This window comes from Curtobacterium sp. NPDC087080 (assembly GCF_044745105.1).
Classification (GTDB): Bacteria; Actinomycetota; Actinomycetes; order Actinomycetales; family Microbacteriaceae; genus Curtobacterium.
Window position 1 is genome coordinate 637,024 of record NZ_JBIUZP010000002.1, and the last position, 25,544, is coordinate 662,567.

Here is a 25,544-nt window from a genome sequence, read left to right on the forward strand (position 1 = left end):
TCCGCCGGGGTGCCGCCGTCGGCTCCGCTGCGGTGTCGCCGCCCGCTGCGCGCGGGGTCGGCGGTGCACGGTAGAGCGGTGTCGCCGCCCGCTGCGCGCGGGGTCGGCGGTGCACGGTAGAGCGGTGTCGCCGCCCGCTGCGCGCGGGGTCGGCGGTGCACGGTAGAACTGAGGCATGAGCGACACGACCCCCGACTCGGCCGACTCGACGTTCGAGACGCTGGCCCCGGCCGACCTCGACGCCGCGCAGGCCCAGCGGGAGGTCGACCGCCTGCGGGTGCGCATCAACGAGCTGCGCGACGAGTACTACGAAGGCAACGGCTCGACGGTGGCGGACGGCGAGTACGACGCGATGGTCCACCGCCTCGACGCGATCGAACAGCGCTTCCCCGACCTGCTCACCCCCGACAGCCCGACGCAGACCGTCGGCGGACAGGCTCAGACCGTGCAGTTCGCTCCGGTCGAGCACGCCGAGCGGATGCTGAGCCTCGACAACGTCTTCAGCCCCGAGGAGCTCACCGAGTGGGCCGACAAGGTGCAGCGCGACGCCGGGTCCGAGCGGGTCCGCTTCCTGACCGAGCTGAAGATCGACGGACTCGCGATCAACCTGCGGTACGAGCACGGTCGCCTCGTCTCGGCGGCGACGCGCGGTGACGGCGTCGTGGGCGAGGACGTCACCGGCAACGTGCGCACCATGGGGACCATCCCGGACCGTCTCTCCGGCGAGGGGCACCCCGCGATCGTCGAGGTCCGCGGTGAGATCTTCTTCCCCGTCGCCCAGTTCGACGAGCTCAACGCCCGGCAGCGGGAGGCCGGGGAACGGGTGTTCGCCAACCCACGGAACGCCGCCGCCGGCTCGCTGCGCCAGAAGGAAGAGGGCAAGTCCGAGGCGAAGCGCGCGCTCATGGTCGACCGCCTTCGACGTCTCCGCATGCTCGTGCACGGCATCGGCGCGTGGCCGGTGCGCGAGCTCGAGCGCGACACCGAGGTGCACTCCCAGTCCGAGGTGTACGAGCTGCTGCAGACCTGGGGCCTGCCGACGAGCTCGCACTACCGGGTGTTCGACACCGTGGACGACGTCCTCGGCTTCGTCCGGACCACGGGGGAGCGTCGGGCCTCGGTCGAGCACCAGATCGACGGCGTCGTGGTGAAGGTCGACGACCTGGCCCTGCACGAGGAGTTCGGGTCGACATCCCGCGCGCCGCGCTGGGCTATCGCGTACAAGTACCCGCCGGAGGAGGTCCACACGAAGCTCCTCGACGTCGTCGTCAGCGTCGGACGGACCGGCCGTGCCACGCCGTTCGCCGTGATGCAGCCGGCCGAGGTCGCCGGGTCCGTCGTGCGTCAGGCGACCCTGCACAACCAGGACGTGGTGAAGGCGAAGGGCGTCCTGATCGGCGACACGGTCGTGCTCCGGAAGGCCGGCGACGTCATCCCCGAGGTCCTCGGTCCGGTCGTCGAACTGCGCGACGGCACCGAACGCGAGTTCGTGATGCCCTCGGAGTGCCCGGAGTGCGGCACACCCCTCGCCCCGGCGAAGGAGGGTGACAAGGATCTCCGCTGCCCGAACGCCCGGAGCTGCCCCGCGCAGGTCCGGGGTCGCGTCGAGCACATCGCGTCGCGTGGATCGCTCGACATCGAGGGCCTGGGCGAGGTCGCCGCGGCCGCACTCACACAGCCGCTGCACCCGGAGCAGCCGCCGCTCGTCACCGAGGCCGGACTGTTCGACCTGACGATGGAGGACATCGTCCCCATCGAGGTCATCGTCCGTGACGCCGAGACCGGCATGGAGAAGTCCGACGACGACGGCACCCCGAAGCGCGTGACGCCGTTCAGCCGTGCCCGCAAGAAGACCGACCCGCCGTTCGACGCCGATGCCCGCGGTGCCGAGTACACCGGGGAGCCGAGCCGCTACCCGTCCAAGAACGCCTTCGAGATGCTCGCGAACATCGAGGCCGCGAAGACGAAGCCGCTCTGGCGGATCATGGTCGGGCTGAGCATCCGGCACGTCGGTCCGGTCGCCGCCCGGGCGCTCGCGAACCACTTCGGGTCGCTCGACCGGATCCGGCACGCGTCGCGCGAGGAGCTCGCGGCGGTCGACGGGGTCGGCGGGATCATCGCCGACGCACTGCTCGACTGGTTCGCCGTCGACTGGCACCGCGAGATCATCGACCGCTGGACCGCGGCCGGCGTGCAGTTCACGACGCCGGACCACCCGGGTCCCGGCGCCGCGGTCGAGGGCGGCGTCCTCAGCGGGGTCACGGTCGTCGCGACCGGTTCGCTCGAGGGCTACACCCGCGAAGGGGCACAGGAGGCGATCATCGCCGCCGGCGGCAAGGCCGCGTCGAGCGTCAGCAAGAAGACGGACTTCGTCGCCGCAGGACCCGGAGCCGGGTCGAAGCTCACGAAGGCCGAGCAGCTCGGGCTGCGGATCATCGACGCCGAGCAGTTCCGCCTGCTCGTGACCGAGGGGCCCTGTGCCCTGGGGACGGACCAGACGGACGCATCGGAGTCCTCCGACGCGGCCGCGGGCCAGGGGACCGGCGACGGAGACACGGCCGACTAGCAGGACGGCACAGGACAGGACGGTGCAGCGCAGCACGGCGCTGCGCGGCTCGCCGTGAGCGACGCGCCGCCGACCGTGGACGAGCGATCGCGATCCGTACCCAGTTCGAGGGACAAGTTGCAGGACGCATCCCCTCGCGAGCACATTCTCCTTACACTCGACAGGGCATCAATCGTCGCCTGAGGGGGTCGACGACACGGCCTTCCCGGGGAGACCTGATTGCTGCTCATCGCTGCGGCTCTGTTACTCACCGCCTCGATGCACTCCTCGGGAGTGGTCGAGGCCCCCGCTGTGCCCGGTCCGGAGTCCCGGGTCCTGGACGCGGCGGCGCACGGCGTCCTGCACGTCACCGCGACCGACGCGGACCGTGGTCACGCCGACCTGGACCGACTGGCGGTGGCGCAGGGTGATGCGTTCCTCGACGCGCTCGGCGCGGCCGATTCGGGTGACCTGGCGCGCGCCGACTCGGACGAGCGCGTGCTCGCGACCGCGCAGGACCGGCCGCCGACGGCGATCTCGGTGGCTCGGTGGTGGGGTGCGCTGAGCGCTGCCACGCGGGAGCGCCTGATCGCGTCGGCGCCCGCGGTCGTGGGCAACCTGGACGGGGTGCCGTACGACGTCCGTGACCGTGCCAACCGGACGACCCTCCACGCCGGGCTGACCGACGATGCGACCGCGACCGCGGGCGCCGAGTCCGGTCCGACCACCGCCCGCACCGCGATGCTCGAGCAGGTCCGGGACGCCCTGCACCAGGAGCCCGGGGAGGGGCCCCGACGCCTGGTCGTCCTCGACACCCGGGGTACCGGGCGCGCGGCCGTCGCCATCGGAGACCTGGCGAGCGCCCGGGACGTCTCGGTGGTCGTCCCGGGGATGTTCTTCACCGTGACCGGGCAGATGCACGACTTCACCGACACCGCGAGCGACCTGTACGACGAGCAGACGGCGGTGTCGGCGCTCGCCGAGGCCCGCACCGGCCGAGGCGCGCCGGCCAGCGGCGACGGCGACGGCGACGGCAGCACCGGCGTCACGACGGGCGGTACGGCGGTGCTCGCCTGGATGGGCTACCGCACCCCCGACATGTCCAACATCCTGTCGCTCGGGCTCGCGCGGACCGGCGCGGACCGGCTGGAACGCGTCGTCGACGGCCTCGACGCCGTCCGCGGCACCGACCGACCCCGGTTGAACGTCGTCGCGCACTCCTACGGATCGACGACGGCGCTGATGGCGCTGTCGTCCGGGCACATGCGGGCTGACTCGCTCACGGTGCTCGGCTCGCCGGGCAGCGAGGTGCAGTCCGCCGCAGAGCTCGCGGTCCGCACCGGGCAGGTCTACGTCGGGGACGCGCACAGCGACCCGATCGCCGGTTCGGGGTACTTCGGGACCGACCCGGGCTCGGCGGGGTTCGGTTCGACGGTCCTCGACCTCTCGGCCGACACCGCGGGCGTCGACACGGGCCCGTTCCGGCGTCCGGTCGGCCACAACGACTACCTCAAGCCCGGGACTGCCTCGCTGCACGACGTCGCCCTGATCGGCGTCGGGCGGGGGGACCTCGTCCGGCACCAGGCCCGGCGCGGCCAGGGCGGTGACGGCACCGCGCAGCCCCTGCCCGACATGTACCTCCTGCGTCCCCAGGACCTCCAGCCCCGCGACTGACCCGTCCCTGTGGGCGATCCTGTGCGCCGCCGCAGCCCCCGGCCGTCCCACGGCAGAACGACCCCAGTCCGCACCCGTACCGTGCCGCCATGCGTGCGTTGCGGTGGACCGGTGCCCTCACGACCTTCGTCGCCATGTCCGGGCTCGCCGGCCTGCTGGTGGCGGTCGCGGTGACCCCGGCGGTGGCGGTCGCGGGGGAGGGGACCTCCGGCGCGGTGTCGTTCTTCGAGGACCTGCCGAGCTACCTCGACATCCAGACGCCGCAGCAGGTGTCGTCGGTCTACGCCACGAAGGACGGGCAACAGGTCAAGATCGCGTCGTTCTACGCCGAGAACCGGACCGACGTCGCCTCGAACGCCATGGCCGAGTCGCTGAAGCGTGCCGCGATCGACACCGAGGACCCGCGCTTCGAGGACGAGGGCGGCATCGACGTCCTCGGGACCGTCCGCGGCGTCGCGGCGACGGTCGTCGGCGGCGACGTGCAGGGCGGCTCGAGCATCACGCAGCAGTACGTGAAGAACGTCCTCGTGCAGCAGTGCGAGGAGCTCACGGGCGCGACGGCGGCCGCGACGCAGGCGAAGGTCGCGGCGTGCTACCAGGACGCCGCCGGGGTGACGCCGCAGCGCAAGCTGCAGGAGATGCGCTACGCCATCGCGGTCGACAAGAAGTACTCGAAGGACCAGATCCTCACCGGCTACCTGAACCTCGTCGGGCTCGGCGGGCGCGTCTACGGTGCCGAGGCGGGCGCCGAGTACTACTTCGGCGTGCACGCGAAGGACCTGTCGCTCCCGCAGTCGGCGACCCTCGTCGCGATCCTCAACAACCCGGCGAACCTGCGCATCGACGAGCCGGACGACAAGGACAACGGTGCGGCCAACGGCTACGCCGCGACGAAGACCCGGCGCGACTACGTCCTGCAGCGGATGTACGTGCACCACGACATCTCGAAGGCGCAGCTCGACCAGGCGAAGGCCACCCCGGTCACGCCGCAGATCACGGACACCGCGAACGGCTGCTCGGCGGCGGCGAGCGCGTACGACGCGGGGTACTTCTGCGACTACGTCCGCGACCAGGTGCTGCAGGACCCGGCGTTCGGCAAGACCGCCGCGCAGCGCATCGAGACCCTCGACACGAAGGGCCTCGAGATCCACACGTCGCTCGACCTCGACCTGCAGGCCCAGGCCCAGTCGGCACTCTCGTCCTACGTGCCGTCGACGATGGACGGTGTGGACCTGGGCGGCACGAACGTCACCGTCGAGCCGGGGACGGGCCGGGTGCTCTCGATGGTGCAGAACACCACGTACACGCAGAGCGACAACGCCGGGCCCGGCGCGACCGCGATCGACTACAACGCCGACACCGCCTACGGCAACTCCGGGGGGTTCCAGACCGGCTCCACCTACAAGGTGTTCACCCTGGCGGAGTGGCTGGCGTCCGGGCACACGCTGTCCGAGTCGGTGCCGACGGGCGAGCACCTGTTCCAGCAGTCGGAGTTCACCAACTCCTGCGAGGCGCTCGGCGGATCCCCCTGGCCGGTCTCGAACGCCGAGGCCGTCCCGGCGAGCATGAGCGTCCAGGCGGCGACCTCGGAGTCGATCAACACCGCGTTCGGCGCGATGGCGAAGCAGCTCGACCTCTGCAAGATCAAGGACCTCGCGCAGGCCATGGGCATCCACCAGGCGGACGGCTCGGCCCCGGCGTCCAACCCGGCGTCCGTGCTCGGCACCAACCCGCTCTCGCCGATCGACCTGGCCGAGGCCTACGCCGGTTTCGCGAACGGCGGCGTCGTGTGCTCGCCGACCGTGATCGACTCGGTGCGCGAAGCCGACGGCACGACGATCACCCCGACGCCGTCCACCTGCACCCGGGGCGTCTCCGCCGAGGTCGCCGGGACGGTGGACTACGCGCTGCAGGGCGTCCTGACCGGCGACGGCACGGCGGCCGCCGCGAACCCCGGCGACAGCACCCCGAAGTTCGCCAAGACCGGCACGACCGACGCCGACACGCAGAACTGGCTCGTCACGTCGAGCACGAAGTACACGAACGCCACGTGGGTCGGCAACGTCAGGGGGCTCGTCGGCCTCGCGAACACGCCGTTCCCGCACGGCACGACCGGGTACAGCGCGAAGTTCGGCGTGGGCCGCTCGATGATGTCGTGGCTCGACCAGCGGTACGGCGGGGGAGCGCTGCCCGAGCCCGATCCGGCGATGATCGGGTCGACGTCGCGGTCCGCGCAGTCCGCTGACGGGTCGGCGTCGGACGCGGCGACCGGCGGGGACCAGGCGGCGCCGGGGGCGAGCGCCCAGGCGCCCTCCGCGCCGGGATCGTCCGCCGCGGGCACGACCGGCGGCACGACGACGGGCGCGCCCGCACAGGGCGGGGCCGCCGGGGCCGGCTCGCAGCCGGGCGCGGCTGCCGGCGCGACGTCGACCGGGACGGGCACGTCCGGCGGCGCACCGGGAACCGGAACGGGCGGGGCGGCCCAGCAGCCGCCGTCGCACGGGTAGGCGACAGCGGCGAGGACGCGACGGCCTGGAGGCCCGGTGCCGGTCCGTCGGACCGGCATCGGGCCTCCAGGGCGGTTCTCCACAGCCCCGGTCGCCGTGGTGCCGCCGCCGGACGCGGCCAATAGACTGGTGCGCATTCCACGAACCGATCGACGGAGCACCATGCCTGACATCACGAGCGAGCAGGTCGCCCACCTGGCGAACCTCGCACGTATCGCACTCACGCCCGACGAGATCGAGAAGCTGACCGGGGAGCTGTCGCACATCGTCGAGAGCGTCGCCAAGGTCGCCGAGGTCGCGACCGACGACGTCCCGGCGACGAGCCACCCGGTGCCGCTCGGCAACGTCACCCGACCCGACGTGGTGGGGCAGACGCTGACCCAGGAGCAGGCGCTCTCCGGTGCGCCCGACTCCGACGGCGAACGGTTCCGCGTGACGGCCATCCTGGGAGAAGAACAGTGACCGACGACCTCACCCGCCTCAGCGCGGCCGCCCTCGCCGACGCCCTCGTGGCGCGCGACGTCTCGAGCGTCGAGGCCACCCAGGCCCACCTCGACCGGATCGCAGCGGTCGACGGCGACGTGCACGCGTTCCTGCACGTCAACGAGAACGCCCTCGCGGCGGCGCGGTCGATCGACTCGCGCCGCGCCGCGGGCGACGACCTCGGGGCACTCGCCGGTGTGCCGATCGCGATCAAGGACGTCCTGTGCACGCAGGACATGCCGACCACCTCGGGGTCGAAGATCCTCGAGGGCTGGCGGCCGCCCTACGACGCCACCCCGGTCGCGAAGCTCCGCGCCGCCGGCCTCGTGCCGCTCGGCAAGACCAACATGGACGAGTTCGCGATGGGTTCGACGACCGAGTTCTCGGCGTACGGACCGACGCGCAACCCGTGGGACCTCGACCGGATCCCCGGCGGGTCCGGCGGTGGTTCGGCAGCAGCCGTCGCCGCGCACGAGGCACCCTTCGCCCTCGGCTCCGACACCGGTGGCTCGATCCGTCAGCCCGGTGCCGTCACGGGCACGGTCGGCGTGAAGCCGACGTACGGCGGGGTCAGCCGGTACGGCGCGATCGCACTGGCGTCGTCGCTCGACCAGATCGGCCCGGTGTCCCGCACGGTCCTCGATGCCGCGCTGCTGCACGACGTCATCGGCGGGCACGACCCGAAGGACTCCACGTCGATCCCGGACGCCTGGCCGTCGATGGCCGCAGCCGCGCGCGAGGGCCTGCAGGCCGACACGCTGCGCGGGCTCAAGGTCGGCATCGTCAAGGAGCTCGCCGGGGGCGAGGGCTTCCAGGCCGGCGTCACGCAGCGCTTCCGCGAGACGGTCGCGATCCTCGAGCAGGCGGGTGCCGAGGTCGTCGAGATCGATGCGCCGTCGTTCGCGTACGCCATCAGCGCGTACTACCTGATCCTCCCGGCCGAGGCGTCGTCGAACCTCGCGAAGTTCGACTCGGTCCGCTTCGGCCTGCGCGTGACGCCCGAGAACGGTGCCACGGTCGAGGACGTCATGGCCGCCACGCGCGAGGCCGGTTTCGGCCCCGAGGTGAAGCGCCGCATCATCCTCGGCACCTACGCGCTCAGCGCCGGGTACTACGACGCGTACTACGGCTCGGCGCAGAAGGTCCGCACCCTGGTGCAGCGTGACTTCGCGGCGGCGTTCGACCAGGTCGACCTGCTCATCAGCCCGTCGGCGCCGACGACCGCCTTCCCGCTCGGGGAGCGCCTCGACGACCCGCTGTCGATGTACCTCAACGACCTCACGACGATCCCGGCGAACCTCGCCGGTGTCCCCGGCATGAGCATCCCGAACGGCCTGGCGCCCGAGGACTCCCTGCCGACCGGCGTGCAGCTCATGGCCCCGCAGCGCGAGGACGCCCGCCTCTACCGCTACGGTGCCGCCCTCGAGCGCCTGCTCGAGCAGCAGTGGGGTCGCCCGCTCATCGACAGCATCCCGGACCTCGACCAGTCTCAGCAGTCCGCTGCGCAGGAAGGTGTGATCTGATGGCGCAGAAGGACGCGCTGATGGACTTCGACGAGGCGCTCGAGCGCTTCGAGCCGGTGCTCGGCTTCGAGGTCCACGTCGAGCTCGCGACGAAGACCAAGATGTTCTCGGACGCCCCGAACTTCTTCGGTGGCGAGCCGAACACGAACGTGACCCCGGTCGACCTCGGGCTTCCCGGGTCGCTGCCGGTCGTCAACGAGCAGGCCGTGCGCTACTCGATCCAGCTCGGGCTCGCGCTCGGCTGCTCGATCGCCGAGTCCTCGCGGTTCGCCCGGAAGAACTACTACTACCCGGACAACCCGAAGAACTACCAGATCTCGCAGTACGACGAGCCGATCGCGTTCGAGGGCGAGGTCGAGGTCGAGCTCGCTGACGACACGATCTTCCAGGTGCCGATCGAGCGCGCCCACATGGAGGAGGACGCCGGCAAGCTGACGCACGTCGGCGGCGCCACCGGCCGCATCCAGGGCGCCGAGTACTCGCTCGTCGACTACAACCGCGCCGGCGTCCCGCTCGTCGAGATCGTCACGAAGCCGATCTTCGGCGCGAAGGACCGCGCTCCCGAGCTCGGCGCCGCGTACGTCCAGGTCATCCGTGACCTCGTCCGTGCGCTCGGCGTGTCCGAGGCCCGCATGGAGCGCGGCAACCTGCGCTGCGACGCGAACATCTCGCTACGTCCGTGGGGCCAGGAGAAGCTCGGTACCCGGACGGAGACGAAGAACGTCAACTCGTTCCGCGCGGTCGAGCGTGCCATCCGCTACGAGATCCAGCGCCAGGCCGCGATCCTCGCCGCGGGCGGGACGATCACGCAGGAGACGCGGCACTGGCACGAGGACACCGGTCGCACCTCGGCCGGGCGTCCGAAGTCCGACGCCGACGACTACCGCTACTTCCCGGAGCCCGACCTGCTGCCGGTCGTGCCGGACCCCGCCGTGGTCGAGGAGCTCCGGGCGTCCCTGCCCGAGGCGCCCGTCGCCCGCCGTCGCCGTCTGAAGGGCGACTGGGGCTTCAGCGACCTCGAGTTCCAGGACGTCGTCAACGGCGGACTGCTCGACGAGGTCGAGGCCACCGTCGCCGCCGGCGCGTCGCCGCAGGCCGCGCGCAAGTGGTGGACGGGTGAGATCAGCCGTGTCGCGAACGCGCAGGACGCCACCCCCGGCGACCTCGTCTCGCCGCAGCACGTCGCCGAGACCATCGCGCTCGTCGAGTCCGGCGACCTGACCGACCGTCTGGCACGCCAAGTGCTCGAGGGCGTCATCGCGGGCGAGGGCTCGCCGGCGCAGGTCGTCGAGGCCCGCGGACTGAAGGTCGTCTCGGACGACTCCGCGCTGACCGCCGCCGTCGACCAGGCACTCGCCGCCCAGCCGGACGTCCTCGCCAAGATCCGGGACGGCAAGGTCCAGGCCGCCGGCGCCATCATCGGCGCCGTCATGAAGGCCATGCAGGGCCAGGCCGACGCGGCGCGCGTCCGCGAGCTGGTGCTGGAGCGCGCGCAGCAGGCGTAGCGCCCGCACGCGACGGACAGGAGGCACGGTGCCGGTTGGCACCGTGCCTCCCGTCCGTCCGCCGGCGGCGACCAGGGCCGAGCCAACCTGGGGACACGTCAGCGACCCGGTGACAGGATGAGGAGTGACCGCAACGATCCGCGCCATCGGGACCGCCGTCCCCGACACCACCCTCGACCAGGGTTCGGTGCGTGACCTGTTCGCCCGTCAGCCGGGCCTCGGTCGGCTCGGAGCGCGGATCGTCCCCGCGGCCTTCGGCGCATCCGCCGTCGAGCACCGGCACACCGTCATCGAGGAGCTCGACGCCTCGCGCCCGGGAGGCCTGTTCCGACAGGACTCCGGCGAGCTCGTGTCGCCGTCCACCGGCACCCGCAACGACCGCTACCGGGACCTCGCCCCCGCGCTCTTCGTCGCGGCCGCGCGGGACGCGGTCGAGCGTGCCGGGGTGTCTCCGGACCGCGTCACGCACCTGGTGACCGTCTCGTGCACGGGGTTCACGCAGCCCGGACCGGACATCGACGTCGTCGACCAGCTCGGGCTGCCCGCCGGGGTCTTCCGCCACCACATCGGCTTCATGGGGTGCTGCGCGGCGTTCCCGGCGCTCCGGATCGCGGCGGCCTTCGCCGAAGCGGACCCCGACGCGGTCGTGCTCGTCGTCTGCGCGGAGCTCTGCACCCTGCACGTCCGCGCGTCGGACGACCCGGACCAGATCGTCGCCAACAGCGTGTTCGGTGACGGCGCCGCAGCGGTGGTCGTGACCGCGGGCGGGCCGGGTCTGCGCATCGAGCGCTTCGCGACGGCGACGGTGCCCGAGGGGGCGTCGGAGATGGCCTGGAACATCGGCGACGAGGGCTTCGAGATGGTGCTCTCGACCGCGGTCCCGAAGCTCGTCGGCGTGCACGTGCCGGCTGCCGTCACCGCGCTCCTCGGCGAGGGGGAGACCTTCGCCGACGTGCCCGTGTGGGCGGTGCACCCGGGCGGGCGTGCGATCCTCGACCGGGCGCAGGACGCCCTCGAGCTGCCCGACACCGCTGTCGCGTCGAGTCGAGCCGTCCTCCGGGACCACGGCAACATGTCGAGCGCGACCGTGCTGTTCGTGCTCCGGGACGCCGTCGAGCAAGGGATCGCACCGGGGTCTCCCGTCGCGGCGGTCGCGTTCGGACCCGGACTGACGGTGGAGAGCGCGAGGCTGACGGCGGTCGAGGCGTGAACGACCGGGCCTGGTCCGCGCGTGGCGCGGACGACGGGCGCGAGCCCGGATCCCGTGCAGTGGACCTCCGGCAACGGGACACGGACCTCCAGGAGCTGATGGACGACCCGGGCTGCGACCCGCGGGTGCTCGACCGGACCTTCCGACGGTTCGCCGTGGTGAACGCCCTGGTGAGCGGTTGGCGTGCCGTCTGGCGCACGCACGTCGTCCCGGCGCTGCCGCCGAGCGGTCGCGCCCGCGTGCTGGACCTCGGGTGCGGCGGCGGAGACCTCGCGCGTTCGCTCGTGCGGTGGGCCGGCAGTGACGGCTTCTCGCTCGAGGTCGTCGGGGTCGACCCCGACGAACGGGCGATCACCGCGGCACGGCGGTCCGCGGCGCGCGGCGTGACGTTCCGGCAGGCGTCGAGCGCGGACCTCGTCGCGGCGGGCGAGCGGTTCGACGTCGTCGTGTCGAACCACGTGCTGCACCACCTCGACGACGACGCCCGTGCCGGCTTCCTGTCCGACTCCGAGCAGCTGGCGACCGGACGGAACCTGCACTCCGACATCCGACGGTCGCGGCAGGCCTACCGGGCGTACGCGCTGGCGTCGCCGCTCGTGTCCGCCGGAACGTTCGTCCGGGTGGACGGACTCCGCTCCATCCGCCGGTCGTTCACGGTCCCCGAGCTGCAGGAGGCGCTGCCGGCGGGGTGGACCGCCGAGCGGGCGGCACCGCACCGGGTGCTCGCGGTGCGGGACGCCTGACGGGGTTCGCCGGGTCCGGGGTGGGCAGCGTGTGCCGCCGACCCGGACCCGGAGCCTCTCGTCGCTACGGGCGCAGCAGCACCTTGATCGCGCGTCGCTCGTCCATCGCCGCGTACGCCTCGGCAGCCTGGTCGAGAGGCAGCTCGAGGTCGAACACCTTGCCCGGCTCGATCGTCCGCGACAGCACGTCCGGCAGCAGCTCCTCGATGTACGCGCGTGCCGGCGCCATGCCGCCGCCGACGGTGATGTTCTTCGCGAACAGGAAGGGCATCGGCAGCTCCGGGTCGCCGGCGGGGACACCGACGTAGCCGACGTTGCCGCCGGGACGGACGACCCGCAGCGCCTGGTCCATGCTCTCCGCGGTGCCGACGGCCTCGAGGGCGCAGTCGGCGAGCTCCCCGCCGAGCAGCTCGCGCACGGCGGCGATGCCCTCGGCACCGCGGGTCTCGACGATGTCCGTCGCGCCGAACTCCCGCGCCAGCGCCTGGCGGTCGGCGTGCCGGCTCATCGCGATGATGCGCTCGGCACCCAGCCGCGACGCCGCGAGCACCGCGGACAGACCGACCGCGCCGTCGCCGACGACCACGACGGTCTTGCCGGGGCCGACCTCGGCCGACACCGCAGCGTGGTGCCCGGTCGAGAACACGTCGGACAGCGTGAGGAGCGACGGCACGAGGTCGTCGTCCACCGGGCCGGGGACCTTCACGAGCGTCGCCGCCGCGTCGGGCACGCGCACGTACTCGGACTGGGCGCCGCCGATGGGGTGGCCGTAGGCGTCGGTCGTACCGCCGAAGATCGAGCTGTGCTCGCAGCCGCTCGTCATGCCGTGCGTGCACGCCTGGCAGGTGCCGTCGTTCGTCGTGAACGGCGCGATGACGAAGTCGCCCGCAGCGAGGTCGGTGACGTCGGCACCGACGGACTCGACGACGCCGACGAACTCGTGTCCGATCGTGTGGGCCTGCTCGGTCCCGCGGACGCCGCGGTAGGGCCAGAGGTCGGAGCCGCAGACGCAGGACGCGGTCACCTTGACGACGGCGTCGCTGGGCTCGATGAGGGTGGGGGTGTCGCGCTCCTCGACGCGGATGTCGCGGGGGGCGTGGATGACGGTTGCGCGCACGGGGTGGCCTTCCGATCGTGGGGGTGGACGCGGCGCGTACCGTGACGCGCCAGGGTGCCGGCGCCGTTGCGGGACCCGTCGACACTACGCTTCCCGGGTGGACGACGACCGCTACGGCAGTGACGTGCTCTCGGGCGACTGGCGCTCGAAGGGCGTCAAGAAGGTGCGGCAGGTGCCGCTCGAACGCGACATGGTGCTCGAGGACCCGGACTCCGGGTGGGCGGGCGCCGTCGTCGGGCTCGAGGCGGGCAACGTCTCCCTGGAGGACTGGAAGGGTCGCACGCGCGCCTTCCCCTTCACCGGACAGTTCCTGCTCGAGGGCGAGCTCGTCACCCTCGGCCGTCCGCAGGCTCCGGTGGGCCGGTCCGCGGCGGCCGCGCCGCCCGCACGCTCCGTCGGGACGGCCGGGAGGCCCGCAGCGGCCCCGGCGGTCCGGCACGCCGCCGACGGTGGCCGGCTCCGCACCGCGTCCGGTTCGTTCGCCGTCGAGCAGCAGCGGGCACGCGTGGCGCTGCCCTCCCGGATCATGGTCGAGGGCAAGCACGACGCCGAGCTCGTGGAGAAGGTCTGGGGAACCGACCTGCGCGTCGAGGGCGTCGTCGTCGAGGAGCTCTCCGGCGTCGACAACCTGGCGGACGTCCTCGAGGAGTTCCGCCCGACCCGCGAGCGCCGCGTCGGTGTCCTGGTCGACCACCTCGTGCCGGGGTCGAAGGAGTCCCGCTTCGCCGACGCCGTGATGCGCGGGAAGTGGGGCGCGCACGTCCTCGTCGTCGGGCACCCGTTCGTCGACGTCTGGCAGTCGGTGAAGCCGTCGCGGCTCGGGCTCGAGGCGTGGCCGACGATCCCGCGGTCCGTCGAGTGGAAGAAGGGCATCTGCCAGCACCTCGGGTGGCCCGCCGAGGAGCAGGCCGACATCGCCCGTGCGTGGCAGCGGATCCTCGGGCAGGTCCGGACCTTCGCCGACCTGGAGCCGCAGCTGCTCGGACGTGTCGAGGAGCTCATCGACTTCGTGACCGAGCCGAGGGCCTGACCCGGCCGGCCACTCGCCGACGGACCCTCCGCGGCGGAGGCGCCCCGTGCCTCCCGGCCGTCGGCGTCCGCGTTCCCGTCCCCGGCCCCGTCCCGTCCCGTCCCGTCCCCGAACGGGCGAAATCCGCGCCTCCGTGGGCGGTCCCGTTCCCGTTTCCGCCCGTTCGCGCGCTGTGCCTGCTCGATGTCGGGCGCTGGGTTGCCGGGCGGGCGGAATCCGAGCCTCCGCGGGCGTTCCTGTTCCCGTTTTCGCCCGTTCGCGTTCCTGGGTGGGGGATGTCGGGCGCGGGGTGCCGGGCGGGCGGAATCCGAGCCTCCGTGGGCGTTCCTGTTCCCGTTTTCGCCCGTTCGCGTTCCTGGGTGGGGGGGATGTCGGGCGCTGGGGTGCCGGGCGGGCGGAATCCGCATCCCCGCGGCGTTACCGTTCCCGTTTCCGCCCGTTCGCGCGCTGTGCCGGGACGATGCCGCGCGCGTTTCCGCGAGCGGGCGGGACCCGCGGGCCCTTCGGCGCGCACGGTGCGTTTCCGCCCGCTCGGGTGTGCTCCGGGGGCAACCGCGCCGCGCGGCCTACTGTTGAGGGATGGACGGCATCGACGGTCGCGTGCGGAGCGCGGTCGACGTGTGGTTGCGCTGGCTGCCGCGGTGGCAGATCGGGACCGCACGGCCCCGGACGCGCATCTGCCGGAAGTGCACCGGATCGCCGATCGCCTCGGCGGCGGGCTTCGGGCCGGACGTCCCGCACGCCGTCCAGCACGCGTTGATCGGTCGGATCTCGACCATCGTCGAGGACGCCGTCGACGAGTACACCGCGAAGAACCTCCCGCTGCTGCAGCGCGAGCTCGAACGGGCAGCCGCGAGGAAACGGCACGCGGGGTACCAGCCGACCGAGGGCCTCTCGCCGGAGTTCCAGGGGCTCGACGTGGACCCGGAGCCCTCGCCGGGGGAACCGTTCCTCTTCACCCTCGACGAGATGACGGGCACGGGGGCGGGGGAGCAGACGCCGCGCGAGCCGCTGTCCGACGAGGCGAAGGCAGCACTCCGGCACGAGATCGCCCTGTCGGACGAGTGCGCGCGCGCGACGGGGACGGCCGTGTGCCTGGCCCTCGTCGAGCACCGTCCACGCATCGCCGAGGCCGTCGAGCGCCTGGTGGAACCGCAGATCGCAGCGCTGGTCACCGACATGTTCCGCGGGTTCGACGGACCGGAGGGCACTGGGCGTCCCGGGCTCTTCTGACCGCGGGGCACGACGCCGGGACTCCGCGGCGGGGCGACGCCGCGACGCCGCGACGCCGCGACGCCGCGACGCGGGGACGGCTGGACGCTCCGACGCAGCGACGGCAGACCAGCGACCGTCCACGTGTCGCTCGCGGTGGTCCGACAGCGGGACAATGAGCGGGTGACTCGCACCTGGGGCTGGCTCGCAGCCGTCGTCGACATCGTCCTCATCGTCGTGTTCGCGCTCATCGGGCGGTCCTCGCACGCCGAGGCGACGACGTTCGCCGGGACCTGGACCACGGCATACCCGTTCCTGGCCGGCTGGCTGGTCGGCTACCTGGTCGTGCGCGGCTGGCGGCACCCGCTCCGGTTGTGGCCGACCGGTGTGGTCGTCTGGGTGGCGACGGTCGCGATCGGCATGCTGTTCCGGGTGCTGACCGGGCAGGGCGACGTCGCGGGCGATCCGTTGCCGCTGTCGTTCGTGATCGTGGCGACGATCGTCCTGGCGGTCTTCCTGCTGGGGTGGCGTCTGGTCGTCGGACTCGTCCTCCGTGCCGGACGCCGGGGCCGCGGCCGCGCCTGAGCGGCGGACGGACCCGACCGGGCGCCGGGGCCGCATGCCGCGCCTGAGCGACAGACCGGACAGGACCCGACCGGACGCCAGGACGCCGGCCGCGCCTGAGCACCCGACCAGACTCCGCTCCACCGCCGCGTCCGTTCACCCGCCGGTCACCCACCCGCCACCCGCGGCCGGGAGCATGCCGGGATGACGACGCTCGACCACGCCACCGTCGGCCCGGACCACGACGGCCGCGCAGCGCGGACCCTCCCGCGTCTCGTCGCGCGTCGTGGCGCGCCCCGGGTCCGACGCGAGGACACCCTGCCGTCCATCGCCGTCGCCGAGGCCCTCGGCGCCGACGTGGTCGAGGTCGACGTGCGCCGGACGGCCGACGGCGTCGCGGTCCTGCTGCTCGACGAGACCCTCGGTCGGCTCTGGGGCGACCCGCGCCGCGTCGCCGACGTCTCGTGGTGCGAGGTCGCCCGGCTCGGGAACGGGCTCGACCGCATCCCGCGCCTGGACGCCGTGCTGGAACGGCTCGACGGCTGCCGGGCGGCCCTCCTGCTCCACGTCGTCGACCCCGCCGACGCCCTGGTCGCGACGAGGACGGTCGCCGCGTCCACCTGGGACACCAAGGTCGCGTGGACGGGGACGCCCCCGGCGCTCGCCGCGGTCCGTGCAGCACTGCCGAGCGCCGACACGTGGCTCCCGTGGGAGTCGCTCGACGTCCCGACCGCCGAGGACACGGCGGAGCTCCGACCGTCGACCCTGGTGCTCGACGACGTGTTCCTCACGCCGGACACGGTCGCCGCCGCGCACGACCTCGGCGTCGCGGTCGCCGTGCGGACCGTCGACGAGCCGGAGCCCGTCCGCTGGGCGGCGCGCACCGGAGCGGACCTCGTGGCCACCGACGACGTCGCGTCCGCCCGGGCCGTGCTGGCCGGCGGCGAGCGCGACGGCTGGGCTCTGCCCGAGCGCGAACCCACCGAGGAGGAGGTCGGCACGCGTGCCCAGGCGCTCGCCCACCGCATCGCGCACGAGGTGATCGCCTTCACCCGCGAGCACCCGGTCGGCCAGGTCGGGACGAAGCGCGGCGTCGGCGGTCCGGTCACCGACGTCGACCGTGCGGTCGAGCGACTCGTCCGTGCCCGCGTCCGTGCGGCCTTCCCCACGCACGGGTTCACGGGCGAGGAGTACGGCACGGCACCGGGCGACCGGCACCACTGGTACCTCGACCCGGTCGACGGCACGACGAACCTGGTCAACGGGGTGCCCTGGACGGCGATGTCGCTGTGCCTGACCCGCGGCGGGCAGCCCCTCGTCGGGGTCGTGGCCGACCCGTGGCGCGGCGAGGTCCTCGAGGCCCGGCGCGGCCGGGGTGCGGTGCTCCGCGACACACCGCTGCACCTCGACGACACGCCTCGGGTGCTTGCCGGGTCCGTCGTGGGCGTCGAGTTCGGTGGACAGGGGGCGCGGGACGGGGCCGGGAGGCTCGTGGCCGCGCTGGCGGACCGCGCCTGCGCGGTGCGCGTGATGGGTTCCAGCACGTTGACGGTCGCGCAGGTCGCCGCCGGTCGCGGGGTCGGCGGCTGCGTCCCGTCGTTCGATCCGGTGGACCACGGCGCGGCGGTGCTGCTCGTGCACGAGGCCGGGGGAGTGGTCCTCACCCTCGACGGCCCCGCGGTCGGCTTCCCGCGGGCGGGAGAGCCCTTCCTCGTCGCGCACCCGGGTACGGCCGACGAGCTCTTCGCGATCTGGTCGACGGCTCTCGGCGCGCGCTGACACCGCTCTCGGCTGCTTCTGTGCAGCCGTACAGCCAGTGGTCGTCGGCGCTGCCTAGGTTGGTGTCGACGGACGCTCCCGACCGGGACGGACCGCACCGAAGGAGCAACGACATGGGATTCCTCGACCGACTGCTCGGCCGTCCTGATCGCGACCGCGACCAGCAGGGCGGGTGGGGCCAGCCGCAGCAACAGCAGCCGCAGCAGCCGACCCAGCAGGGCTACCGGTACGGCCAGCAGTCGTACCAGGTGCCGCCCGTCCAGCAGGGCCAGCAGTACGGCACTCCGCAGGGCCAGTACGGCACGCCGCAGTGGGGCGGACAGCAGCCGGGCGGACCGGGTGCACAGCAGCCCGGCGGCCAGCAGGACGCCTCGTCCGCAGAGGACCAGCGTGCCGTCGAGCGCTACCGCTACCTGCTCCGCACGGCTCCGCCCGAGCGCATCGAGGAGGTCCACGCCGAGGCGTTCGCGACCCTGACCCCCGAGCAGCGCCGGATGGTCTACGACGAGTTCACCCGCAGCGCTCCCGCCGGCGAGGCACCCCGCGGCGACGACCCCCGGTCCCTGGCCCAGGCGGCGACCCGGTCGGAGATCCGGCAGCCCGGCTTCATGGAGCGCTCGCTCGGCGGGATGAACGGTGGTGCCGGTGCGATGGGGCAGCGCGGTGGTCCCTCGTTCGGCCGGATGATCGGTGCGTCGATCCTCGGCACGGTGGCCGGGTACGTCATCGGTTCGGCGATCATGAGCGCCTTCCTGCCCGACGCCGGATCGTTCGACGGCGGTACCGATGCTGCGGGCGACGGTGGTTCGGAGGACACTGGTGCCGACTCCGGCGACGGCGGGGCGTCCGATGCGGGCGCGTCCGACGGCGGCGGGTACGAGAACGCGGGCTGGGACGACGGCGGCGGTGACTTCGGCGGTGGCGGCTTCGGCGACTTCGGCGGTGACTTCGACGTCTGACTGACGGCGTCGCTCCCGCCGACCCCACACCACACCGACGTGGCCGACGAGGGAGCGACATGGCCATCATCGAGGCCTCCGGGCTGACCAAGACCTACCGATCGCGCTCGGGGCCGGTGCACGCACTGGCCGGGCTCGACCTCGCCGTCCCCGAGGGCACCGTCACGGCGCTCCTCGGGCCGAACGGCGCGGGCAAGACCACGACCGTCAAGGTCCTCACGACGCTCGTCACCCCGGACTCCGGTCGGGCGACGATCGACGGCATCGACGTGGTCGCCGACCCGCAGGCGACCCGGCGGTCCATCGGTGTCTCGGGGCAGTACGCCGCGGTCGACGAGAACCTGACCGGGGCCGAGAACCTCGAGATGATCGGCCGGTTGTACCACCTCGGACGACGGGCGGCGCGGCAGCGGGCCCGCGAGCTCATCGAGGTGTTCGACCTGTCCGAGGCCGGTGACCGCCCGGTGAAGGGCTTCTCCGGCGGGATGCGCCGACGCATCGACCTCGCCGGCGCACTCGTGACGAACCCGCGGGTGCTGTTCCTCGACGAGCCGACGACCGGCCTCGACCCCCGGAGCCGGCTCGCGCTCTGGGGGATCATCGAGGGCCTGGTCGGCGACGGCGCCACCGTGCTCCTCACGACGCAGTACCTGGAGGAGGCCGACCAGCTCGCGGACGACATCGCCGTGATCGACGACGGACGGGTGATCGCCGAGGGCACCGCCGACCAGCTCAAGGCCCAGGTGGGCGGCCACCGGGTGGTCGTCACCCTGGTCGACGGGGACGACCGGGAGGCCGTGGTCACCGCCCTGCGTCGCCACGGCGTCGGTGACGTGGAGACCTCGGCCGACGGGCGGACCTCCGGCATCGCGGTGGAGGCCGGACCGCAGGCGCTCCAGCGGGTGCTCGCCGATCTCGGCGAGGCGGGCATCCGGCTGCACGACGCCGGCATGCGCCGGCCGACGCTCGACGACGTCTTCCTGCGCCTCACGGGACACGCCGCCACGGCGGAGGACGGGGACGCGCCGGACGGTGGCGGCGGGGCGGGCGCGGGCCGTGCCTCCCGGGCGGGTCGACGTGACACGGTGCCGGCCGCCGGCGACGCGACCGACAGCGCGCCGGAGCGTGTCCGGTGACCGCCGTCGGCGCACCGCGGCAGCAGCTGCCGGTGGTCGTGACGTCGCCCGTCGCGATCTGGTTCGAGGACGGCTGGACCGTCACGTGGCGGAACCTGACGAAGATCAAGCGCTCGCCGGACATGCTCGTGTTCGCGGTGCTGCAGCCGATCATGTTCGTGCTGCTCTTCAGCCAGGTGTACGGCGGAGCCATCCAGGTGCGGGGAACGGACTACACGCAGTTCCTCATGGCGGGCATCTTCGCGCAGACGGTCGTGTTCGGGGCGACCTTCTCGGGGTCGGCGATGGCGCAGGACCTCAAGGAGGGGCTGATCGACCGGTTCCGGACGCTGCCGATGTCGGCGTCGGCGGTGCTGGTGGGTCGGACGAACTCGGACCTGGTGCTCAACGCGATCTCGATGGTGATCATGATGCTGACCGGGCTCGCGGTCGGCTGGCGGGTCGGGTCGGCGCCGCACGAGTTCCTCGCCGGGGTCGGGCTGCTCCTGCTGTTCAGCTACGCGTTCAGCTGGGTGATGGCGCTGCTCGGGATGAGCGTCCGGACGCCGGAGGTCATCAACAACGCGTCCTTCATGGTGCTGTTCCCGCTGACCTTCATCTCGAACGCGTTCGTGCCCAGCGAGACGATGCCGCTGGTGCTGCGGGTGTTCGCCGAGTGGAACCCGGTGTCCTCGCTCGTGCAGGCCGCACGGGAGCTGTTCGGCAACGCCGGGACCGCGCCGGTGCCCGACGTCTGGACGATGCAGCACCCCGTCGCGACCGTCCTGGTCGGGATCGCGGTGATGCTCGTGGTGTTCGTGCCGCTGGCCGTCCGGAAGTACACCAGGATCAGCGCGGGCTGAGTCCGCTCCACGGTCCCGCACGAGGGGTCCCCGAGGGTCACCGGGACCGCTTACGATCGACTCTCGTGACCGCGACCGAAGCCGAGCGTGCCGCCCAGGGCGGCGCCACCGGGCGACCCTCCGACCGCAGCGTGCGACTGCGCCGCTGGATGCTGCACGGAGCCGACCAGGGCGCCTCGCACCAGGGCCCCCACCAGGTCGAGGTCGAGAAGACCCACTCGTGGTGGCGGGTGATGTGCCTGACCGGTGTCGACTACTTCTCGACGCTCGGCTACCAGCCCGCCATCGCGGCGCTCGCCGCGGGGTTGCTGTCGCCGATCGCGACGATCGTGCTCGTGCTCGTGACCCTGTTCGGCGCCCTGCCCGTGTACCGGCGGGTGGCGTCGGACAGCTTCAGGGGCGCGGGCTCGATCATGATGCTCGAGAAGCTGCTGCCCTGGTGGGCCGGCAAGCTCTTCGTGCTCGTGCTGCTCGGGTTCGCCGTGACCGACTTCATGATCACGATGACGCTCTCGGCGGCCGACGCCACCGCGCACATCGCCGAGAACCCGTTCACGCCGCACTGGTTCACCGAGATCCCGGTGCCGATCACGCTCGTGCTGCTGCTCCTGCTCGGCATCGTGTTCCTCCGCGGCTTCAAGGAGGCGATCGGCATCGCGGTCGGGCTCGTCGCGGTGTTCCTCCTGCTCAACGCGGTCGTCGTCGTGGTGGCGCTGTGGCACGTGTTCGAGCGCCCGGTCGTCGCGAGCGACTGGTGGTCGAACCTCACGGCACAGCACAGCAACCCGCTCGTCATGATCGGGATCGCGCTGGTCGTGTTCCCGAAGCTCGCGCTCGGACTGTCCGGGTTCGAGACGGGCGTCGCGGTGATGCCGCAGGTGCGGGGTGACGCCGGCGACGACCCGAACGGCCGTCCGGAGGGGCGGATCCGCGGCACGAAGCGCCTGCTGACGACCGCCGCGATCATCATGAGCACGTTCCTCATCACGTCCTCGATCGCCACGACCTTCCTCATCCCGCAGCAGGAGTTCCAGCCGGGCGGCGGGGCGAACGGCCGCGCGCTGGCGTTCCTGGCGCACGAGTACCTCGGCAACGTCTTCGGGTCCGTGTACGACGTCTCGACCGTGGCGATCCTGTGGTTCGCGGGTGCGAGCGCGATGGCCGGTCTGCTCAACCTCGTGCCGCGCTTCCTGCCCCGCTACGGCATGGCGCCGCAGTGGGCACGGGCGACGCGTCCGCTCGTGATCATCTTCACGCTCATCGCGTTCGCCATCACGATCATCTTCGAGGCGAACGTCGACGCGCAGGGCGGCGCGTACGCCACGGGTGTCCTCGTGCTCATCACGAGTGCGGCGGTCGCGGTGACGCTGTCGGCGCGACGGAAGCAGCAGAAGAAGCGCACGATCGGGTTCGGGATCATCGCGGTCGTGTTCGTCTACACGACGGTCGCGAACGTCATCGAACGTCCGGACGGCGTCCGCATCGCCGCGGTGTTCATCATCGCCATCGTCGTCGTGTCGCTGGTGTCGCGCGTGCGGCGCTCGTTCGAACTCCGGGCGTCGTCGATCGAGCTGGACGCGACCGCCCGGCAGTTCATCGAGGCCGACGCCGACCAGTTCAGCTCGATCTGCATCATCGCCAACGAGCCGGGCGCCGGGACCGCCGAGGCGTACCGGTCGAAGGGGCGCGAGGAACGCCGCGACTCCGGGATCCCGGCACGCGTGCCGACGATGTTCCTCGAGGTGCTGCCCGCCGACTCGTCCGACTTCGAGGAGGACCTGGTCGTCGAGGGGCACGTGGTGCAGGGGCACCGGGTGCTGCGCGTCCGGTCGGGCAACGTGCCGAACACCATCGCGTCGACGCTGCTCGCCGTGCGGGACATCGCGGGCGTCGTGCCGAGCATCTACTTCGAGTGGAACGAGGGCAGCCCGATCCAGAACGCCCTGCGGTTCGTCTTCACCGGGGTCGGTGACGTCGCCCCGGTGACGCGCGAGGTGCTGCGCGAGGCGGAGCCGGACGTGCACCGGCGGCCGACCGTCCACGTGTCGTGACCCACCCGACGGCGGTGGGGCGAGCCTCCCGTCCGGTGGCCGGCCCGGTGGCGGTCCTCGTCGCCGCCGCCGTCTGGGGGACGACGGGGACCGCGACCCACTTCGCGCCCGGCGTGCCGGCGGTCGTGTTCGGTGCGGTGACGTTCGGCCTCGGCGGGCTCGTGCTCGCCGCGACGACGGGTCGTTCCGCGGTGCGTGCCGTCGCCGGTCCCGGTTCCCGGCGGTGGGTGCTGCTCGGTGCGGTCTCGCTCGTCGTGTACGCGGTCGCGTTCTACGCGGCGCTCGCCGACGCGGGGGTCGCGCTCGGCACCACGGTGGCCATCGGGTCGTCGCCGCTCTTCGCCGGACTGGTCGAGTGGGTGGCGGACGCCAGGCGCGTGACCGGTCGCTGGGTCGTCGCCACGCTGGTGAGCGTGGTCGGCATGGTCGTCGTCACCCTCGCGCGGTCCGAGGAGCCCGGCAGCGGGTCGCTGCCGCTCGGGCTGGGCAGTGCGCTCCTCGCCGGGCTGACCTACGCGACCTACTCGTGGGCGGTCGCGCGGGGCCTGCACGCGGCGTCCGGGGCCCGCCCGGCGTCGTCGCTGCCGGGCACCGGGGCCGGCACCACGCCCGGAGCAGCCGGACGCGGTGTGGTCGGGGCCGTGTTCGGGCTGGCTGCCGTCCCGCTCGTCGTGCTCGCGCTGGTCGCCGGGCACGACGCCCTGTCGGTCGGGGCGAACTGGCCCGTGTTCGTCTACCTCGCGCTCGTGCCGACGGTGCTCGGGCACTCGCTGTACGCCGTCGGGCTGCGGCGGGTGAGCGCCTCGGTCGCGACCCTGCTGTCGCTGTTCGAGCCCGTGGTCGCCGCGGTGCTCGCCGTGCTCGTGGTCGGCGAACACCTCGGCGGTACCGGGTGGGCGGGTGTCGGGCTGGTCGTCGCCGGGCTCGCGGTGCTCGCGCTCCCTCGACGGACGGGCGTGCCTACTTCGCGGTGATCTGGTCGCGCACCTTGCGGCGGAGCACCTTGCCGATCATCGAGCGCGGCAGGTCCTCGACCACGACGATGCGCCGCGGCACCTTGTAGGCCGCGAGCTGCTCGCGCGACCACGCACGGAGCGCCTCGGCGTCGAACGCCTTCGGGTCCTTGGGCACGACGGCCGCGACGACCTGCTCGTTGCCGCCCTGCGTGATGCCGACGACGGCGACCTCGCGCACGCTGGGGTGCTTGAGCAGGGCGTCCTCGACCTCGGACGGCGACACGTTGAAGCCGCCGGTGATGATGAGCTCCTTGAGCCGGTCGACGATGCTCACGAAGCCGTCCGGGTCGATCGACACGACGTCACCGGTGCGGAACCAGCCGTCGGGCGTGAAGACCTCGTCGGTCGCCTCGGCCTTGCCCCAGTACCCGCGGAACACCTGCGGTCCCCGGACCTGGAGCTCGCCGGCCTCGCCCGTGCCGAGCACCTTCGACTGGTCGTCCGGGTCGACGACGCGGGCCTGGGTGGACGACAGCGGCAGACCGATCGCACCGAGGCGTCGCTCGGGGGAGACCGGGTTCGCCATGAGGACGGGGGAGCACTCGGACAGGCCGTAGCCCTCGACGAGGTAGCCACCCGTGCGGGCCTCCCAGGGCTCGACGACGTCCTGCGACAGCGGCATGGCACCCGAGATGCCGATCTCGATGCCCTGCAGCGACACCTTCGCCGAGTCCGCCGCGTGCTGCAGCCGGGTGTAGATCGGCGGCACGGCCGGCAGGAACGTCGGCGGGTGCTTCTTCATCGCCTTGAGCACGAGTGCGGGGTCGAACGCCGGGAAGAGCACGAGTCGCGAGGCCATGCTCATCGCGAAGGTCAGGCACAGCGTCAGGCCGTAGGCGTGGAACATCGGGAGCACCGCGTAGACCGTGTTGTCGCCCCGCCGGATGGCCGGCACCCAGGCGCGGGCCTGCGCGGCGTTGGCGAGCAGGTTCCGGTGGCTGAGCACCGCACCCTTCGGCACCCCGGTGGTGCCCGACGTGTACTGGATCAGCGCGACGTCGGTCGTCGTCGGACGCGGGTGGCGCTTCGACAGCTTCCGGGTGGAGACGAGGTCGTCCCACTTCGTCGTGCCGCGCACGCTCGTGGTCAGCTTCGCGCGGGACTCCCGGGCCTTCGCCACCGGCAGTGCCAGGGCGAGACGGGTCGCACGGGGCATCGCGCGTGTCAGGTCGACGGAGACGATCGCGTCCAGGCGCACGTCCGCGGGGAAGTCCTGGAGCGTGGCGACGGACTTGTCCCACGCGATCGCGACCTTCGCGCCGTGGTCCTCGAACTGGTGGCGGAGCTCGCGCGCCGTGTACAGCGGGTTGTGCTCGACGACGATCGCCCCGAGCCGGAGCACCGCGTAGAAGGCGACCACGTGCTGCGGGCAGTTCGGCAGCACGATCGCCACGCGGTCCCCGGCGCCGACGCCGAGCTTCCGCAGGCCGTTCGCAGCGCGGAGGATCTGCTCCTGCAGGTCGGCGTAGGTCGTCGTCCTGCCGAAGAACTCGAGCGCCACCTTCCCCGGGAAGCGGTCTGCCGACTGCTCCACGATGTCGGAGAGCGAGCCCGTGGGCTCGTCGATGTCGTGCGGGACCCCCGGGGCGTACGAGGCAAGCCAGGGACGAGGCGTGTCGATGCTCACCCGGCCAACCTACCGGCGGAG

At 72.7% G+C, this 25,544-nt stretch carries 19 protein-coding genes; 17 read left to right on the forward strand and 2 right to left on the reverse strand.

What is annotated here, in order from left to right; genetic code table 11:
• Nucleotides 1-175: 175 nt before the first annotated feature.
• The 8 genes from ligA to ACIPEQ_RS07215 all read left to right on the forward strand — a co-directional run bounded on the left by ligA (nt 176) and on the right by ACIPEQ_RS07215 (nt 12,190).
• Complete coding sequence (gene ligA / locus ACIPEQ_RS07180; protein ID WP_402714655.1) at nt 176-2,566, forward strand: NAD-dependent DNA ligase LigA; 2,391 nt, start codon at nt 176-178, stop codon at nt 2,564-2,566.
• A gap of 258 nt (nt 2,567-2,824) precedes the next feature.
• Nucleotides 2,825-4,219, forward strand: coding sequence for an alpha/beta hydrolase (locus ACIPEQ_RS07185; protein ID WP_402714656.1), 1,395 nt, complete (start codon nt 2,825-2,827; stop codon nt 4,217-4,219).
• An 89-nt stretch (nt 4,220-4,308) separates the two neighbouring features.
• Nucleotides 4,309-6,726 carry a transglycosylase domain-containing protein gene (locus ACIPEQ_RS07190; RefSeq protein ID WP_402714657.1) on the forward strand — a complete coding sequence of 806 codons (2,418 nt, stop codon included), beginning with the start codon at nt 4,309-4,311 and terminating at the stop codon, nt 6,724-6,726.
• 162 nt (nt 6,727-6,888) lie between these two features.
• Nucleotides 6,889-7,188: an Asp-tRNA(Asn)/Glu-tRNA(Gln) amidotransferase subunit GatC gene (gatC, locus tag ACIPEQ_RS07195; protein WP_058728900.1), complete on the forward strand. Its 300-nt coding sequence runs from the start codon at nt 6,889-6,891 to the stop codon at nt 7,186-7,188.
• A complete protein-coding gene (gene gatA, locus ACIPEQ_RS07200; RefSeq protein ID WP_126891933.1) occupies nt 7,185-8,732 on the forward strand; it encodes an Asp-tRNA(Asn)/Glu-tRNA(Gln) amidotransferase subunit GatA in 1,548 nt (515 codons plus the stop codon). The genes gatC and gatA overlap by 4 nt, the downstream gene beginning before the upstream one ends.
• Nucleotides 8,732-10,237 (forward strand): Asp-tRNA(Asn)/Glu-tRNA(Gln) amidotransferase subunit GatB, encoded by a 1,506-nt coding sequence (gatB, locus tag ACIPEQ_RS07205; protein ID WP_402714658.1) that lies wholly within the window; start codon nt 8,732-8,734, stop codon nt 10,235-10,237. The genes gatA and gatB overlap by 1 nt, the downstream gene beginning before the upstream one ends.
• Before the next feature lie 124 nt (nt 10,238-10,361).
• A complete protein-coding gene (locus tag ACIPEQ_RS07210) occupies nt 10,362-11,447 on the forward strand; it encodes a type III polyketide synthase (RefSeq protein ID WP_402714659.1) in 1,086 nt (361 codons plus the stop codon).
• A gap of 59 nt (nt 11,448-11,506) precedes the next feature.
• On the forward strand, nt 11,507-12,190 hold the full coding sequence (locus ACIPEQ_RS07215) for a methyltransferase domain-containing protein (RefSeq protein ID WP_402714660.1): 684 nt from the start codon (nt 11,507-11,509) through the stop codon (nt 12,188-12,190).
• Between the two features lie 64 nt (nt 12,191-12,254).
• Here ACIPEQ_RS07215 and ACIPEQ_RS07220 read toward each other — a convergent pair whose 3' ends face one another.
• Nucleotides 12,255-13,307 (reverse strand): zinc-dependent alcohol dehydrogenase family protein, encoded by a 1,053-nt coding sequence (locus ACIPEQ_RS07220; RefSeq protein ID WP_402714661.1) that lies wholly within the window; start codon nt 13,305-13,307, stop codon nt 12,255-12,257.
• Nucleotides 13,308-13,404: 97 nt separating this feature from the next.
• Here ACIPEQ_RS07220 and ACIPEQ_RS07225 point away from each other — a divergent pair, with 97 nt between their 5' ends.
• The 9 genes from ACIPEQ_RS07225 to ACIPEQ_RS07265 all read left to right on the forward strand — a co-directional run bounded on the left by ACIPEQ_RS07225 (nt 13,405) and on the right by ACIPEQ_RS07265 (nt 23,854).
• Entirely contained in the window at nt 13,405-14,337 is a 933-nt protein-coding gene (locus ACIPEQ_RS07225; protein ID WP_402714662.1) for a DUF3097 domain-containing protein, read from the forward strand.
• A gap of 579 nt (nt 14,338-14,916) precedes the next feature.
• Nucleotides 14,917-15,570, forward strand: a complete 654-nt coding sequence (locus ACIPEQ_RS07230) for a spermidine/putrescine ABC transporter substrate-binding protein (RefSeq protein ID WP_126891927.1) — start codon at nt 14,917-14,919, stop codon at nt 15,568-15,570.
• A gap of 162 nt (nt 15,571-15,732) precedes the next feature.
• A complete protein-coding gene (locus tag ACIPEQ_RS07235; RefSeq protein WP_402714663.1) occupies nt 15,733-16,134 on the forward strand; it encodes a DUF3054 domain-containing protein in 402 nt (133 codons plus the stop codon).
• 183 nt (nt 16,135-16,317) lie between these two features.
• Complete coding sequence (locus ACIPEQ_RS07240) at nt 16,318-17,892, forward strand: inositol monophosphatase family protein (protein WP_402714664.1); 1,575 nt, start codon at nt 16,318-16,320, stop codon at nt 17,890-17,892.
• A gap of 113 nt (nt 17,893-18,005) precedes the next feature.
• On the forward strand, nt 18,006-18,851 hold the full coding sequence (locus ACIPEQ_RS07245) for a hypothetical protein (RefSeq protein ID WP_402714665.1): 846 nt from the start codon (nt 18,006-18,008) through the stop codon (nt 18,849-18,851).
• Between the two features lie 59 nt (nt 18,852-18,910).
• Nucleotides 18,911-19,987 (forward strand): ATP-binding cassette domain-containing protein, encoded by a 1,077-nt coding sequence (locus tag ACIPEQ_RS07250; protein ID WP_402714666.1) that lies wholly within the window; start codon nt 18,911-18,913, stop codon nt 19,985-19,987.
• Entirely contained in the window at nt 19,984-20,829 is an 846-nt protein-coding gene (locus tag ACIPEQ_RS07255; RefSeq protein ID WP_126891923.1) for an ABC transporter permease, read from the forward strand. Before ACIPEQ_RS07250 ends, ACIPEQ_RS07255 begins: the two co-directional genes overlap by 4 nt.
• Nucleotides 20,830-20,894: 65 nt before the next feature.
• Nucleotides 20,895-22,880, forward strand: a complete 1,986-nt coding sequence (locus tag ACIPEQ_RS07260) for an amino acid permease (RefSeq protein ID WP_126891922.1) — start codon at nt 20,895-20,897, stop codon at nt 22,878-22,880.
• Nucleotides 22,877-23,854, forward strand: a complete 978-nt coding sequence (locus tag ACIPEQ_RS07265) for a DMT family transporter (protein ID WP_402714667.1) — start codon at nt 22,877-22,879, stop codon at nt 23,852-23,854. The genes ACIPEQ_RS07260 and ACIPEQ_RS07265 overlap by 4 nt, the downstream gene beginning before the upstream one ends.
• Here ACIPEQ_RS07265 and ACIPEQ_RS07270 read toward each other — a convergent pair.
• On the reverse strand, nt 23,841-25,523 hold the full coding sequence (locus ACIPEQ_RS07270) for a long-chain-fatty-acid--CoA ligase (RefSeq protein WP_402714668.1): 1,683 nt from the start codon (nt 25,521-25,523) through the stop codon (nt 23,841-23,843). The genes ACIPEQ_RS07265 and ACIPEQ_RS07270 overlap by 14 nt on opposite strands.
• Nucleotides 25,524-25,544: the final 21 nt, after the last annotated feature.

Bases quoted from the DNA above. Each gene is read 5' to 3' on its own strand.
- ligA (WP_402714655.1), top strand. From the start codon at position 176: ATGAGCGACACGACCCCCGACTCGGCCGACTCGACGTTCGAGACGCTG.
- ACIPEQ_RS07185 (WP_402714656.1), top strand. From the start codon at position 2,825: ATGCACTCCTCGGGAGTGGTCGAGGCCCCCGCTGTGCCCGGTCCGGAG.
- ACIPEQ_RS07190 (WP_402714657.1), top strand. From the start codon at position 4,309: ATGCGTGCGTTGCGGTGGACCGGTGCCCTCACGACCTTCGTCGCCATG.
- gatC (WP_058728900.1), top strand. From the start codon at position 6,889: ATGCCTGACATCACGAGCGAGCAGGTCGCCCACCTGGCGAACCTCGCA.
- gatB (WP_402714658.1), top strand. From the start codon at position 8,732: ATGGCGCAGAAGGACGCGCTGATGGACTTCGACGAGGCGCTCGAGCGC.
- ACIPEQ_RS07230 (WP_126891927.1), top strand. From the start codon at position 14,917: ATGGACGGCATCGACGGTCGCGTGCGGAGCGCGGTCGACGTGTGGTTG.
- ACIPEQ_RS07240 (WP_402714664.1), top strand. From the start codon at position 16,318: ATGACGACGCTCGACCACGCCACCGTCGGCCCGGACCACGACGGCCGC.
- ACIPEQ_RS07245 (WP_402714665.1), top strand. From the start codon at position 18,006: ATGGGATTCCTCGACCGACTGCTCGGCCGTCCTGATCGCGACCGCGAC.
- ACIPEQ_RS07250 (WP_402714666.1), top strand. From the start codon at position 18,911: ATGGCCATCATCGAGGCCTCCGGGCTGACCAAGACCTACCGATCGCGC.